The sequence below is a fragment of the Vibrio sp. SCSIO 43140 genome (assembly GCF_023716585.1).
GTDB lineage: Bacteria > Pseudomonadota > Gammaproteobacteria > Enterobacterales > Vibrionaceae > Vibrio > Vibrio maritimus_B.
Genome location: NZ_CP071851.1, coordinates 1 through 14,341 on the forward strand (window position 1 = coordinate 1; position 14,341 = coordinate 14,341).

The window sequence follows — 14,341 nt, forward strand, 5'->3', positions numbered from 1 at the left end:
TTTGATACTTAAATCCGCATTGATCCCAGTGTTCGTGGGACTTGAGCCGTAATTTAGCTAGATATTTACATGCTTCCGGAAGGTTTTGTCTCTTGATCATTGTTCCGAGAGTTTTGATCTGAAGTGCACTCAAGTTTAGCTTGCCGGTTAATAGCTATGAACCTTGATCATGCTTTCACAATCACCGTTGGTCCCGAAACAATGATCATGGTGTTTCCTTGATCATTGTTCCTGACTAGGCGAATTGATTGCAAAGTGGAAAGTTGAATCCAAGGTGGCCGCGTTTAAATAGAGATATATCGGTCATTAGGATGAATCAAAGTCACACTCTCCGTAATTTATCCGTCTTTCAGTATCGTTCCGGGAATAGTTTACTTTACACTGTAAATGAGTGACGCGGTAACACTTTTAAAGTAGTAGAGTTTGAGGCGAGTTATAAGCATAGAAATTGGTGCTTTTTGAAAACACTTTGCGCAAATATTCATCATAGAGCTAGATATTGGTCAAATTAATGCAAATAATCTCAGTAGATGTATGGACAGCTTTTTTGTGAGAATGTACGATATTGCTGTACATAAATAAATAGGTTACTTGGTTGGAACTAGGTATGAAAAGAGAACAAACAATAGATAATCTCTACCAGCTTGCTGAGCAAACTCAGCAAGTTCAAGCTGATCGTATTGAAATCGTATTGGAAGAACGTAGTGATGACCACTTCCCTGCGATGTCAAAAGCCATGATGGAAACACGATCAGGACTTACTCGCCGAAAATTGGATGATGCAATCAGTAAAATGGAAGAGGGGGGGCATCAGTTTACTAAAAACAATGCCAACCATTATTCTATTTCTCTTCAAGAAGCGCACATGCTCATGGACGCTGCAGGCGTGCCTAAGTTTCATGAACGCAAGCAGAGCGTTAACAATAAGCCGTGGATTATAAACGTGCAAAACCAGAAAGGTGGTACAGGTAAGTCAATGAGTGCGGTACATCTTGCAGCTTGTTTGGCTCTCAATCTAGATAAACGCTACCGCATTTGTCTTATCGATCTAGATCCTCAAGGGTCACTTCGTTTGTTCTTAAACCCACAAATCAGTGTCGCGGATCACGAGAACATTTATTCTGCGGTTGATGTTATGCTAGAAAACGTTCCTGAAGGGACCGATATCGACATCGATTTCTTACGTCATAACGTCCTACTACCAACCCAGTACCCGAATTTGAAGACGATCTCTGCATTCCCTGAAGATGCGATGTTCAACGCTGAAGCGTGGCAAAACCTATCTAAAAACCAATCTCTAGATATTGTTAAGCTATTAAAAGAAAAGCTAATCGACAAAATTGCTGATGACTTTGACGTCATCATGATAGATACAGGTCCTCACGTTGACCCATTGGTTTGGAATGCAATGTACGCTTCAAATGCGCTACTTATTCCTTGTGCAGCAAAGCGTCTTGACTGGGCTTCAACAGTTAACTTCTTCCAACATTTGCCGACTGTTTATGAGATGTTCCCTGAAGATTGGAAAGGACTCGAGTTTGTTCGACTGATGCCAACGATGTTTGAAGACGACAACAAAAAGCAAGTCTCTGTATTAACGGAAATGAACTACCTCCTTGGTGATCAGGTGATGATGGCGACGATTCCACGAAGCCGTGCTTTCGAAACCTGTGCTGATACCTACAGTACTGTTTTCGATTTAACCGCATCTGATTTCGAAGGTGGTAAGAAAACTTTGGCCGTTGCTCAAGACGCTGTTCAAAAAAGTGCACTAGAGTTAGAACGAGTACTGCACAGCAACTGGTCTTCACTGAATCAAGGGTAACGTGACAAATGGCAATTAAAACTTCAGAACTAAATGCAAAACTGTTTGGCAAAGCCAACAAACGACGAGCAACCACACCTCAAGAAGCGCAGACTGCAGCGAAAGAACAGGCGCAAGTTATTGAACTTTCTGTAGCGGGCGAAGAGCTTGTGTCGTTTGAACTGGTCCGTATTCCTGCTGACCAGGTTGAATCTAAGACGTTTGTTTTTCAAGAGAATGCGCGTGAGCAATCTTTTTTGAATGAGCACGCTCTGTCGGATGTTTTGGCGACGCTTCGTGAAAAGGGACAACAATACCCTGCAGTTGGTCGTCGTCAGGCTGATGGTACTATCGAGGTTCTTGATGGTAGTCGTCGTCGTATGTCGTGTATCCTGGCGCAAAAAGAGTTTTTGATTTACGTTGCGGAAAACATCAACTCAGAACATGCCAAGTTCTTGTCTGACGTAGCAAATGCGCATAAGCCACTGTCTCTTTACGAGAAAGGCAAAGAGATGCTGGCTAAATTAGAAAGTGGTGAAGCCGAAGACCAAAAGGCGTTAGCTAAGATGTTCCAGTGTAGTGAAGCGTTAGTCAGTGGCGCTTTGAAAGCGGCAGATCTGCCGTTACCACTATTACAAGCTTACCCAAACGTGAGTGACTTAGGGCGTCCAACCATTGTTCGTCTTCACAAGCAGTTCTGTGAGCTAGACAAGGATAACCAAGTAAAACTCATTGAACGTTGCCAGGATTCAGAAGGCTACGTTTGGCAGAATAGCCAAGCGCAAGGTGTCGCTCGCATTACTAAGGAAGTCTCTGAAACTCTTGAGGCTTGGATGCATGAACTCGCACCACCTAAGCGCGCAAAAGTTAGCAAGATTGACTTGGTGAAAGGGCGCGCTAGCTACACGAGAAAAGGTCCAAATCTAGCGATCAATCTTAAAAAGGTTGATGACAAGACGATGGAAGAAATTCTCGAGTTCTTAAAGGAAAAAATGCAATAAACTTCGCGCGTTTCGCATAGCAAATACCTCGCATCAGCGGGGTATTTTTTTATGTTAATATTGGTATAAGTCTTCCACTATGATGCGTTTATGCTAAACCAATCGAATACATCTTTGCTAGAGTCGCAGTCGAACGCGATCGTTAGCCAACTTGATATTGCCAACTCTCTTAATCACCGTGCGACTGTTGTCTTGAGGGGAGAGGGGAGTTGGCAAAATAGCTTAGTGTCCACTTTAGTCAGTAAAACTAATCTTGAATCAGAGTCCTGCTTCTACATAGGAAAGCACTCAATTGATGGTTTCACGTGTCTTCCAGCGAATCAAGGCAAGCGTATCCTTGGCCGAGATTCCAAGTTACTCATTGTCGAGTGTGGTAGTGACTTCGATGCGAACAGCTTTAATGCCGCGGTTGGGACGCTGGTCGGCGGTGGTTTGCTAATCATCTTAGTAAGCGGCAATTTATCAGCGAACACTTGGTTGCAATCAGGATTAGAAAAACTGCCTGTTATCGAGCAAGACAGTGATGATTTGAAGAATAGCTCAGAATATTGGAGTACCGAAGAAGCTGAGTCCGGCACTAAAACCAATCCTTACATCGAGCAAGAACTCGCAATTGACCACATTCAACAAGTCCTAACAGGACATCGTAAACGTCCATTTGTCATGACTGCCGATAGAGGCCGAGGTAAAAGCAGTGCGTTGGGTATCGCTGCAGCGAGACTTGCATTGATAAGACCACTAGACGTAATTATTACCGCGCCAAACAAAGCGGCTGTAGCTTCCGCCATTTTTCATTTTGAATCTGAGTTAGAAAAGTCCGATGTCGATAGCTCGACAGTATCGCTTAACTTTATTGCACCTGATGAGTTGCTAAACACGCAGCCGAGTTGTGATTTGTTGTTTGTGGATGAAGCGGCGGCCATTCCCATTCCTATACTTAAACAGATTGTCGACAGCTATCACCGTCTAGTGATAAGTACCACCATTTATGGTTATGAAGGTTGTGGTCGTGGGTTCAGTCTTAAGTTTCTACCTTGGCTATTGGAGACCAGAAAGGGTTCTCGTACTTTCCATTTGAGTCAACCTATTCGCTGGAATGTCGATGACCCATTAGAACATTGGTCAAAAGATACGTTTTTGCTGAATGCAGAGTTGAGTGAATTGCCGGATGCATTGTCTGGGGAAAGTATTCATGAGACAGAATTTCACTGGGAGCTACTGAATAAAGACAAGGTAATGCAAGAGGTAGCCACATTGTCGAGTGCATTTGCTTTGTTGGTGAATGCTCATTACCAAACCTCTCCAAATGACTTAATGCTGTTGCTCAATAACCCCAACATGAGTTTGTACACTATTAAACATCGAGATTTGGTGGTTGGTAGCGTGCTTGTAAATAGAGAAGGGCAGTTGGAAGGTGAGCTCATTGAACGTATCTATCTAGGAAAGTCTCGCCCCGCGGGTCACCTCGTACCGGTAGAGTTGTGCAACCATTTGGCGTTGGAAGTCCCTGCACTACAAAGCTGTGCTCGAGTGATGCGAATAGCGGTGCACCCACTTATACAAGGACGTGGTATTGGCAGCTCAATGTTGACCCGATTACGCGAAAGCCTATGTAGAGATGTTGATTACTTAGCAACAACATTTGGTGCGACGAATGAGCTTGTTCAGTTCTGGAGTCAAAACCATTTTTCTGCTGTTCGTTTAGGTAGCTCACGAGATAAAGCAAGCGGTACCTATAGCGCCACATTTGTTTCTCCAATTTCTGAACAAAGCCATGAATGGTATCAACAGGCTTTTGACCTATATCGTCAGTCTTTGCCTTTCTGGCTTCGTTCATCGGCAAAAGCGCTTTCTCCAGAGTTGGCGGGTTTGTTGCTTTCACAGTCTATCAGTCATGTAGAGGCTGCTAGTATCCATCCTCTCGTCATTAACTATGCAGAGGGAGGTAATGCCTTCAACACAGTTAGCCCGTTTCTGTTGCCACTGCTTCAATGCAATGAGCAAGAGATAAATGAGCAGCTTCCTTTGCTATTAGTGGCCGTCATAGCTCAAGAATGGGAGTGGGAGCAGACTGCAAAGCACTTTGGCTTTACTGGAAGAAAACAAACAGAGCAGGCTTTTCGGCAACAACTAAAGCAGCTCATTGAACGTTTACAGTGTAAATAGTCTCTTTCCCTGATTTACACTGTAAAGCTGACTATGCTTTTACAGTGTAAATTGCCTCTCTATTTTTACAGTGTAAATCGACGAGACCTTGTTGATGACTGCTGGACATACCGAACAATGTTTCTCCTACGACATTCAAACTATTGAACTAATTACCGTGAGCGCCCCCGTAGTTTTAGAAAACTCATGTAGTCTCAGTAGTGAGACTTCACTAATATAATTGATAGTTATTGAAGCATGATCACATTCGCATTCTGTATGCGAGCGTGAAATCGCATAAGGAAATGATCGTCAATCATGTGGAAAAGTGTACTCAGCCTTTCATCAGATCAAAAACAAGTCTTTGCTCAGTTACCAAAAGAGTATGAGCAGGGGTTGGCTTTGGAAGTCGCATTGCTAGGAAATGCATTAAAAGAGTTAAATGCAGAAGCATTCTTTGTCGATGAGACTTCGGTCATTCAATTTATCAAATCTGCCCAAGCCGCTAAAGGCGACGCTTTTTCAGGGCTAACACTTGCTCAAGTGAAAAATGCAACGGCTGAGGTCATACTCAGTGAGCAAGATATGTTGGCAAGTATCAAGGTTGAAGGTGCTTATGGTGGTGATGCTTTGACGCCAACGGATATCATTTCTGCGCTAACTCAGGCTCGCGTCGTAAAAGGCATTAATAAGAAAGCACTGAAGAAGGTGCTGCTGTTGAGTCAGCAACTTAAAAGTGGCGAAAGCTACACGCAGCCTGTAGCAATAGGCAAGCGACCAAAAGAGGGTAAAGATGCTCAGTTTATTCCGTTGGTTGCCGACCCTAAAGATAGGGTATTGAAGCCTCAAGCTTCAGGACCAAATGGCAAGGTAGATATGCGAGATCTCGGGGCTGTAGTCACTGTTGGTGAGAACGAACAAGTGATGCGCCGCATTCCAGCTAAACCAGGTGAGAATGGATACACCGTCACGGGGGCTATTATTCCACCTCGTCCAGTGAAAGATTTGCCATTAAAGCCGGGTGCCGGAACCCGCTTTTCGCCAGACAATCCTAATACGTTACTCTCTACCATGTCAGGAATGCCTGTTATTAAAGCATCAGGCGTTGAAATTGATGAAGCGCTTTGTTTGAGTAAGGTTGATATTTCCACTGGACACATCAAGTTCAAAGGTAGTGTTGTTATATCTGGAAACGTTGAACCTAATATGGAAGTGACCGCGACGGGGGCGATCACTGTCGGCGGTTTCGTCGAATCTGCTTCTCTTAAAGCGAAGGGCGATATAGCCATTGCAAAAGGCATCATCGGGCATAATGTAGATGATGGCGAACCCAAGTCTTGCCACATAGAGTCTGGTGGTGATGTTGTTGCAAACTACGCGCAGTTTGCCACCATCAAGGCGCGTGGGGACGTTCAGTTTACTGTACACAGTTTGAATAACGACATCGCTTGTAGCGGTGATCTGTTGGTCACCGGTGGAAACAAGAAACAAGGTACGCTTAGCGGTGGTGAAGCTAAGGTCGGTGGCAAAGTTATCTGTAACCAACTTGGTGTTGAGGGTGATACGGCCACTTATATTGAGGCGTTCGCAAACTACAAACACTATGCTGAAAAGTTTGAGGAGCTACAATCTCGATATACGGCTCTTCAAGAACAAAAAATGGTGTCGATTCGTCGTGAGATTGAGTTGAAGAAGATTCCGAAGTCATCACGCACAGAAGAGCAGAACGCTGAACTTGCAGCATTAAACAGTGCTGACACTGAAGCGATAGATAAACTTAATGAAGAGAAAGAGCGTATCGAACTCGAACTGTACGCCAAGCTAGAACTTAATACGGTCGAGTCTTTAGTTCAAACGCATACTAGGGTCACAGTTCAGTTTGATGACGAAAAAGTCACGACTAAGTCCACACACGGGCCTGCGACCTTCAGTTACAACAAACAAATTATTACGTTCGCGCCTAAACTCAAAGAAGAGGACATTTTAGTTTAAGTCGTTTTAAATGGGACTCGTACAGCGTCTATTCAGATTTCCATAAGGTCGCGCCATTTCCGAGTGTGTCTGCAAGCGTGTCTTGTGGATTACGTAAACGACAGCGCGACATCGACAAACAGCCGCAGCCAATGCATTCTCCTAGCTCATCTCTGAGTTTGGTCATTAGCCAAATTTTGTGATCCAGAATCTCTTTCCAGTTTTTACCCATTTGTTCCCACTCTTCTTGCGAAGGCGCTCGATTGAGAGGCAAACTAGATAGGGCGTGTTTGATCTCTTCTAAACTCAGTCCTAGTTGTTGTCCAGTTTTGATAACAGCGACTCGTCGTAACACAGAACTGTCATAGCGACGCTGATTGCCGTGATTACGCCAACTGGTAATCATCCCCTTTTGCTCATAGAAATGCAGTGCGGAGACCGCAACCTCTGCACGTTTGGCGACCTGGCCAACTGAAAGTTCCATAACTTCTCCTTATTTTTCTTCTAATTATAGCTTGACCTCAAGTTAAGTTGAGCTTTTATCCTTGATTTCAGTCACAGGAACAGGGAGAAGCGACAATGCACAACAGAAGGTTACATTTATCAGGATTGATGTTTGATGGAATTGCATCGGGAATGATGCTCATGGCATTGCCTTGGTCCATATTAAGTGAAGGGAATAACGGCACATTTCTCGCCGTCGTGACTTTAGTCTGTACGCTGCTCTCTTTTATGTTTACTCCGTTCTTCGCAACCGCAATTGATCGTTACTCTCGTAAACATATTTTGGCTGTTTCTCAGCTAATCCAAATGCTATCAGCCATCAGCGTTGTCGTAGTTAGTTGGTTTGTTGGAGTAAATATCTGGATCCTCGCTTCGTGTTTGTTGGTATTTTGGCTAGCTAGTGATTTAGCGTGGTCAACTAACGGGGCATTTACTCAGGAGCTATACAAGGCGAGTGAATATGGTCGAGTATCGAGCCAGCAAGAAATTGTCATGCAGATCACCACTTTGAGTGCCGGTGGTATGGGCGTGTGGTTGTTGGAAGTCTGGACAATTGATCGCTTCGCAATGCTCACAAGTGCACTCACAGCTTTAGCCCTACTGTGTTTTATGGCGATTCAGCATCAGACCTCGAGAAAAACGGCGAACGTTGTTCGTTTCCATCAGCAATTGGGAGAGTCGAAGCGAATATTCAGTCAATCACCACTGTTCTTTTTGTTTATTGCCTTATCGTGCGTGAGTTACCCAATGATGACGTACTTGTCGAAGTTAGTGCCCATTTATCTATCAGAGAACTTGGTATCGGGCGAGTGGTTTGCCTGGTGGCAGATAAACTATGGTATCGGTGCGATGCTATGTGGCTTAGCGATTGTTAAAGTGATGACGCGTGTGAGACACGAAAAATTGATGGTGGCGAGTATGGTGATGATGTGTTTGCTGCTCGCCATAATGGCAATGACGCTCTCTCCCTTATCCATCGTTGTTATTGCACTGTTTATGGGATTGTTTAACGCGACGAACCGAATTGCGAGGGTAAACAAGCTACATCATGACGTCGATAACTCAGTCAGGGGACGAGTGGACGGCGGTATGAAACTATTTACAACAGCGGCACAGAGCGGTAGCTACATATTGATTGCCTACCTAGCACACTACCAGCTCATAGAAGTAGGATTTGCCGTTGCTGCCTTGGTCATGATAGTGGCGACAATTGCGATGTGGATGCTGAAGCGAGCTAACGTGCTGGCTTATCACCCTATTGAGGCTGAACTACAGGGTGAGGGAGCGGTTTAGCGGGAAGTGGAGTCGGCACCGGCTCCTCTGTTTTTTCTGGACGCGTAATGGTAATGTTTTTGATGAAACGGCTGAAGTAGAGCTCTTTGACTAGGTCGTCACAACGATCATGAGTAAGACTGCGCTTAGATTGCTCGCTGCTGACTGCTACCATGGTTTGATTAGTCGGACGATACCCATTTGCGACCTCACAAAGTTCGATAGTGTTCATGTAGTTTGGGTATACATTAACAGGAGACGAACGAAATCCTAACTGGTTCATTTGATAAGAGGAACAACCAGAAAGAGACAGTGCCAGAATAGTGAGTAGTGCTTTATTTCGCATGTTGGGTAGCGTGAATCATTTGTTTTTTGCAAGAGCGCTAATACTAACCGCTATTTATGACAGATAAAGGGAAGTTTGAAACCTAGGTCACTTACCGACAAAAATTAACACTGCTCAGACATTTACCCAGTCTATACTGGGGCTCGCTTTGCAAAATACTCGCAAATCCAACCAGATATAGAAGGAGAGATAGCATGACGGATTCTATCAACGTAGATGTTGCCGTACTCGGTGGTGGACCCGGCGGTTATACCGCAGCTTTTCGAGCAGCCGACTTAGGGCTCTCGGTATGCATTGTTGAGAGCAGAGAGACCTTAGGTGGTGTCTGCGTCAACGTTGGCTGTATCCCATCAAAAGCCTTGCTTCATGCTACGTCGTTGATTGAGCAAGCAAGACGCGGTCAATCCATGGGTATTGCTTTCAGTGAGCCGACGGTGGATATAAACGCGCTACGTGAGTACAAGCAGTCGACGATAGCTGACCTTACCAAAGGTATTGCGAATCTTGCCAAGGCGAGAAAAGTCATCCGTGTTCATGGAGTAGGGCAGTTTATTTCTCCCACCAGCCTGGTTGTGAATGGGGAAAGTGAACAAAAAATTGAGTTTAAACAAGCGATCGTCGCTACTGGCTCGCACTCTATCCCTCTGCCTATTGCACCCGATGACCCCCGTATTTGGGATTCGACGGACGCACTTGAGGTGTCGACGATCCCTGAGAACCTTCTTATCGTGGGGGGTGGCATTATCGGGCTCGAAATGGCTCAGGTCTATGCAGCGCTTGGATCTAAGATCACCATAGTGGAGGCGCTAGATCATATCATTCCGAGTGCAGATAGAGACATTATCCAGCCGCTACAAAAGGCGACCAAGAAAGCCTACCAAATCTTAACCAAAACGTTAGTCACACAGATGAGCGCTGAAGCTGAGGGTATTTTAGTTAGCTTCGAAGGGAAGAAGGCGCCACAGCCAACGTTATTTGATGCCGTGCTTGTCGCCGTAGGTCGAGCGCCAAACACATCGAATCTCGGTCTTGAAGCCATAGGTGTTACCACAGATGCGAAGGGACTTATCGAGGTGAACGAAAAGATGCAGTCTAATGTGCCAAGCATCTTCGCGATTGGTGACATAGTCAAAGGCCCTATGCTTGCGCACAAAGCCACGCACGAAGGTAAAGTGGCAACTGAGGTGATAGCGGGTTTAGATTCCACCTTCACTCCAGCTGCGATTCCTTCAGTGGCTTATACCCACCCTGAAGTTGCATGGGTAGGGATAACAGAGAAAGAAGCGAAAGAGCAAGAGCTGGAATACAGTGTTGGTAAAGTGCCTTGGTTAGTAAGTGGACGTGCGCAAAGTGTTAATGCCACCAACGGGGTAACGAAAGCGCTGTTCGACAAACACACAGGCACACTTATTGGTGCTGGTATCTGCGGAGAAAATGCCGGAGAGTTGATTCATGAAGCTGCAGCTGTGCTTGAACTAGGTGGCCGAGCGAAGGATATTGCTCATACGGTTCATGCACACCCGACACTCGCGGAGACGTTCGCGTTTGCCGCTGAAGTCGTAGAAGGCTCTATGACGGATATGCTGCCAGCGAGAAGAAAATAATCAAAGAAAAGAGGGCGCCTAAGCGCCCTCGAGAGTTTCAGTATGAATGCGTCATCTCTACCGTGCTAGTTCGCACTCACATTCAGAACAATCTTACCAATGTGGTTTTTCTCAACAAACTCGATTTGAGCCTGTTTAATCTCGGCAAGTTCAAATGTCTTGCCCACCAGCGGTTTGATCTGCTCAGCTTCAATTCTACTGATGAGGTTCGGGAACACTTCGTCTTCCAGTCCGGTACAACCGAAGAAAGAAAGATCCTTGAGATACAAGGTACGAACATCCAGCTCAACCATAGGTCCACCGATCGCACCAGAAACCGCATATCGTCCTTTTGATGCCATCACGTCTAGCAGTTCCGGCCACTGAGGTCCCGCAACAAGGTCAATGACGACGTTCACGCTGTTTTGTCCCAGCGCTTCTACTAAGTTTTGACCACGCGAGACGGTTTTGTCAGCACCGATCTCAAGTAAGGTGGCAGCCTTAGATTCGCTGGTGACGGCAATTACTGTTGCTCCGCGAGCTTTGGCTAGCTGAATCGCTGCAGAGCCGACGCCACCAGAAGCACCGGTCACCAACACGACATCGCCAGCGGCAACCTTAGCGCGCGTTAACATGTTCTCTGCGGTCGAATAAGAACACGGAAATGACGCAAGCTCAGTGTCGGTGTAGCTAGAATTTACACTGTAAGCTTGACGAGCGTCTACAGTCGTATATTCCGCGAATCCGCCATCACACTCAGAGCCAAAGTACCAAAAATGCTCAAGTTTCTGACCGTCGACGTAACGCAAACATGGATCAATCAGTACGCGTTCGCCGATGCGACTCGCGTCTACATTCGAACCTACCGCAACAATATGACCACACACATCCGCGCCTTGAATACGAGGTAGTTTTAGCGCATTTCCAGCCCAACCTGCATCTTCACTGTCGTTGTCGCCTTTTGAGTACCAACCAATACGTGTATTGATGTCGGTGTTATTGACGCCAGCCGCGCTGACTTTTATCAGAACTTCATCGGCTTTAGGCGCTGGTACGGGAATATCGTTTCGAATGTCTAGCTGGTCTAGCTCGCCATGACCAATCAGCTGTACGCCAGTCATTACCGTGCTCATAGGTGGATTCCTTCTTAGTAGCTTGTTGAATTAGTGGTAAACAAAGTAGTGATGGCTACTTTGGCAGCGGTAATCGCCGATTCACCTAAAATGGGATAAGCGGTTGTCGTTCCCTCATGCAATACAAAAAGAGCATGAGAGAGATCATCTCGTCCACTTAATTTGGCGAGTAAATCGATAACCTGTTGTTTGTGCTTTTCAACTGTCGAATTTATGTCCGAGTTGTCAGGAAAGGCGGCCAGAGCATTGACTGAAAGGCAGCCTTTCGGGGCGTGTTCTTTCATCCAATTACCGAGAACATCAAACGCTGCAAGTGTAGCGTCTAGGCCACTGTGCTGTGCGCACTGCTCTAGTAGCGCGAGATAGCGTTGGTGACGATAGTCCAATGCGCCAACGACCATACTCTCTTTGGAGGGGAAGTATTTGTATAGAGTGCGCATGCTTACGCCAGACAGCGCTTTTAGCTCAGCGACACTCGGCTCAGCGAAGCCTTTTTGTGAAAAAGCACGTTCTAGGTTCTCTGCAATTTGTTGTTGCGACATAGAAAACACCACAAGGTAGAATGATTATACTACCCATAGTGTAGAATAATCATTCTACAGTCGTCAATGGTGATCGAAACCCTACAGCCAACGCTTGGCCAGTGCCCATCCCACAGAGCCTGCACCAAACAAGACGCACAGAGCGGTAACCACCCAAAATGCAAAAGGATTTTCTGTGCCTGGCATACCACCCACGTTGATGCCTAGCAAGCCTGTGAAAAAACCCAGGGGCAGAAATAACCCAGCGATGATTGTGAATACGTAGGTACGTCGGTTAAGCGTCTCCGCGTCGATAGCGTTTAGCTCATCCATCATCAAAATGGAATGCTCTCGTAGCATTTCGATATTCTCAAGGCAGCGCAGCTGTCTATCGAGCAGCGCTTTGATCTTGAGACTGTCGAGCTCGTTGAGCCACTCTAAGTTAGAGGTTGCGAGCTGATTCAACGTCTCTTTTTGGGGAGATAGATGTCTGCGAAGTTTGATACAGACCTTACGCAATTGGCTGACTTGCTCTCGATAATCGTTGTTGCTCGAGGTAAAGTCCGCTTCTTCGAGCTCAAGTGCATGATCTTCTAGCCGGCTAAGACTGCTTTCTTGTTTCGCGGTAATGGCGTCAAGCCAGTTGATGAGCAGCTCTGGAACTGTTTGAGGACCTTCACCACGTTCCAGCGACTCGAGTACTTCTTTGGTGGATATTAGCGGACGACGTCGCGTGCTGAGTATCCGAGTTCCATCAGTCCAAATCCTTAGTGAGACCATGTCTTCAGGATCGGACTCTGGATTGAGATTGATAGCCCTAAAGTTGGCAAGCACATTGTTTTTTCTTTTCAGAATGTGCGGGCGACTGCTTTCGCTGGTCAAGCCATCAATAGCAATCTCGTTGAGACCACTATGCGCTGTGATCCAGTCAACCGTCGTGGCGACACTGTAGTCGAAATGCAGCCAAACAAGCTTCTCTCGCTCTTGCCAGATCTTATTGATCCCTTTATTACATGGGATTAGTCCGCCCTGCCCATCAAGTTGGATTGCGTGAATTAAACCAGTTGGGTAGGCGCTATCAGCTTTTAGAACCATAGAGACTCTTTGGTTAATGATTTGTTTGGGTTAATAATAAAATGTTAATGCAATATGTGTGTGAAGTGTAACAAAATTAGGTTACGCCTCTTGCAGCAACCCATCCGACCAGTTATTGTTAAGTAACAAGGCGTTAACATAAGGTGGTAGGGATGCACTTCGACGAATTAATAGCAAAAGCCAAGCTCTGCGCGCAAACTGGTGAGCATATGTCGATCCCTACGTCATGGGGGCAAGGGCGTACGGTTTTTGGAGGATTATCCGCATCATTGCTGTATACCGTGATGCAGTCTCATCTGAGTGGGGAGCGCGTTTTACGGTCTCTCAACACAAATTTTGTCGGACCCTTACTCGTAGATGTGCCGTTTACCTTCGAAGTAGAAGTGCTTCGTGAAGGAAAAAGTGTCTCTCAACTGAGTGCGCGACTGATTCAAAATGGAAAGGTTGCGGTGTTCCAACAAGGTTGCTTTGGCGCAGATCGTGACTCTAGCATTGTCGTTAAAAATAACGATAATCACATTATGCCAGTGCCCGATGATCTTCCTAGGTTTCCAACCATAGAACAGGGGGCACCAAACTACACCTCTCATATTGATTTAGCATTAGCTCGCGGACATCTGCCTTTCACTGGGAGTAAAGACTCCCACACATGGGGTTGGATGCGCTTTAAAGTGGCACCAAAACTCATCTCTGATGCCCATCTTATTTGTTTAGTCGATGCATGGCCTCCAGGCGTATTGCAAATGATGGACACGCCAGCGCCGGCGAGCTCTATGATGTGGAACTTAGAGTTTATTCATCCTCATCGTCCCGTTCAGCCTGAAGATTGGTTTGCTTATCAGTCTCACACACGACAGGCTGCTGAAGGCTACGCCCACGCGCAGGCGAACATTTGGAATAATCGGGGAGAATTAGTGGCGGTGAGTAGGCAGAGCATCGCTATTTTCGACTAAATCTCGCTTTACA

The 14,341-nt window shown here is 45.9% G+C and carries 11 protein-coding genes and 1 pseudogene; 7 read left to right on the forward strand and 5 right to left on the reverse strand.

Annotated elements, in window-relative coordinates; all coding sequences use genetic code 11:
* Positions 1-607 precede the first annotated feature (607 nt).
* The 4 genes from J4N45_RS18685 to J4N45_RS18700 all read left to right on the forward strand — a co-directional run bounded on the left by J4N45_RS18685 (position 608) and on the right by J4N45_RS18700 (position 6,942).
* Positions 608-1,825 (forward strand): AAA family ATPase, encoded by a 1,218-nt coding sequence (locus J4N45_RS18685; protein ID WP_252015964.1) that lies wholly within the window; start codon positions 608-610, stop codon positions 1,823-1,825.
* An 8-nt stretch (positions 1,826-1,833) separates the two neighbouring features.
* Positions 1,834-2,805: a ParB/RepB/Spo0J family partition protein gene (locus tag J4N45_RS18690; protein WP_252015966.1), complete on the forward strand. Its 972-nt coding sequence runs from the start codon at positions 1,834-1,836 to the stop codon at positions 2,803-2,805.
* A gap of 90 nt (positions 2,806-2,895) precedes the next feature.
* On the forward strand, positions 2,896-4,971 hold the full coding sequence (locus J4N45_RS18695) for a tRNA(Met) cytidine acetyltransferase TmcA domain-containing protein (protein WP_252015968.1): 2,076 nt from the start codon (positions 2,896-2,898) through the stop codon (positions 4,969-4,971).
* A 297-nt stretch (positions 4,972-5,268) separates the two neighbouring features.
* A complete protein-coding gene (locus J4N45_RS18700; protein ID WP_252015970.1) occupies positions 5,269-6,942 on the forward strand; it encodes a flagellar assembly protein A in 1,674 nt (557 codons plus the stop codon).
* Between the two features lie 28 nt (positions 6,943-6,970).
* On the opposite strand, the gene soxR is transcribed toward J4N45_RS18700, so the two are convergent.
* Positions 6,971-7,405: a redox-sensitive transcriptional activator SoxR gene (gene soxR, locus J4N45_RS18705; RefSeq protein WP_252015972.1), complete on the reverse strand. Its 435-nt coding sequence runs from the start codon at positions 7,403-7,405 to the stop codon at positions 6,971-6,973.
* Positions 7,406-7,500: 95 nt separating this feature from the next.
* Here soxR and J4N45_RS18710 point away from each other — a divergent pair, with 95 nt between their 5' ends.
* The gene (locus J4N45_RS18710) at positions 7,501-8,718 is read left to right on the forward strand and encodes an MFS transporter (protein WP_252015974.1); all 1,218 of its coding nucleotides are present in this window, start codon (positions 7,501-7,503) and stop codon (positions 8,716-8,718) included.
* On the opposite strand, the gene J4N45_RS18715 is transcribed toward J4N45_RS18710, so the two are convergent.
* Complete coding sequence (locus tag J4N45_RS18715; protein ID WP_252015976.1) at positions 8,681-9,043, reverse strand: hypothetical protein; 363 nt, start codon at positions 9,041-9,043, stop codon at positions 8,681-8,683. The two genes, J4N45_RS18710 and J4N45_RS18715, sit on opposite strands and share 38 nt — an antisense overlap.
* 194 nt (positions 9,044-9,237) lie before the next feature.
* Here J4N45_RS18715 and lpdA point away from each other — a divergent pair.
* A pseudogene (gene lpdA, locus J4N45_RS18720) lies at positions 9,238-10,658 on the forward strand (dihydrolipoyl dehydrogenase); the annotation flags it as partial.
* A gap of 54 nt (positions 10,659-10,712) precedes the next feature.
* On the opposite strand, the gene J4N45_RS18725 reads toward lpdA, so the two are convergent.
* From J4N45_RS18725 to J4N45_RS18735, 3 genes are all read right to left on the reverse strand, one after another.
* On the reverse strand, positions 10,713-11,759 hold the full coding sequence (locus J4N45_RS18725) for an alcohol dehydrogenase family protein (protein ID WP_252015980.1): 1,047 nt from the start codon (positions 11,757-11,759) through the stop codon (positions 10,713-10,715).
* A 14-nt stretch (positions 11,760-11,773) separates the two neighbouring features.
* Complete coding sequence (locus J4N45_RS18730) at positions 11,774-12,301, reverse strand: TetR/AcrR family transcriptional regulator (RefSeq protein WP_252015982.1); 528 nt, start codon at positions 12,299-12,301, stop codon at positions 11,774-11,776.
* 81 nt (positions 12,302-12,382) lie between these two features.
* The gene (locus tag J4N45_RS18735) at positions 12,383-13,375 is read right to left on the reverse strand and encodes a zinc transporter ZntB (protein WP_252015984.1); all 993 of its coding nucleotides are present in this window, start codon (positions 13,373-13,375) and stop codon (positions 12,383-12,385) included.
* Positions 13,376-13,527: 152 nt separating this feature from the next.
* Between J4N45_RS18735 and J4N45_RS18740 the strand changes: the two genes are divergently transcribed.
* A complete protein-coding gene (locus tag J4N45_RS18740) occupies positions 13,528-14,328 on the forward strand; it encodes an acyl-CoA thioesterase (RefSeq protein ID WP_252015986.1) in 801 nt (266 codons plus the stop codon).
* Positions 14,329-14,341 lie beyond the last annotated feature (13 nt).

Excerpts from the sequence above, each read along its gene's own strand:
- J4N45_RS18685 (WP_252015964.1), top strand. The coding sequence starts at position 608 with ATGAAAAGAGAACAAACAATAGATAATCTCTACCAGCTTGCTGAGCAA.
- J4N45_RS18690 (WP_252015966.1), top strand. The coding sequence starts at position 1,834 with ATGGCAATTAAAACTTCAGAACTAAATGCAAAACTGTTTGGCAAAGCC.
- J4N45_RS18695 (WP_252015968.1), top strand. The coding sequence starts at position 2,896 with ATGCTAAACCAATCGAATACATCTTTGCTAGAGTCGCAGTCGAACGCG.
- J4N45_RS18700 (WP_252015970.1), top strand. The coding sequence starts at position 5,269 with ATGTGGAAAAGTGTACTCAGCCTTTCATCAGATCAAAAACAAGTCTTT.
- soxR (WP_252015972.1), bottom strand. The coding sequence starts at position 7,405 with ATGGAACTTTCAGTTGGCCAGGTCGCCAAACGTGCAGAGGTTGCGGTC.
- J4N45_RS18710 (WP_252015974.1), top strand. The coding sequence starts at position 7,501 with ATGCACAACAGAAGGTTACATTTATCAGGATTGATGTTTGATGGAATT.
- J4N45_RS18715 (WP_252015976.1), bottom strand. The coding sequence starts at position 9,043 with ATGCGAAATAAAGCACTACTCACTATTCTGGCACTGTCTCTTTCTGGT.
- J4N45_RS18725 (WP_252015980.1), bottom strand. The coding sequence starts at position 11,759 with ATGAGCACGGTAATGACTGGCGTACAGCTGATTGGTCATGGCGAGCTA.
- J4N45_RS18730 (WP_252015982.1), bottom strand. The coding sequence starts at position 12,301 with ATGTCGCAACAACAAATTGCAGAGAACCTAGAACGTGCTTTTTCACAA.
- J4N45_RS18735 (WP_252015984.1), bottom strand. The coding sequence starts at position 13,375 with ATGGTTCTAAAAGCTGATAGCGCCTACCCAACTGGTTTAATTCACGCA.
- J4N45_RS18740 (WP_252015986.1), top strand. The coding sequence starts at position 13,528 with ATGCACTTCGACGAATTAATAGCAAAAGCCAAGCTCTGCGCGCAAACT.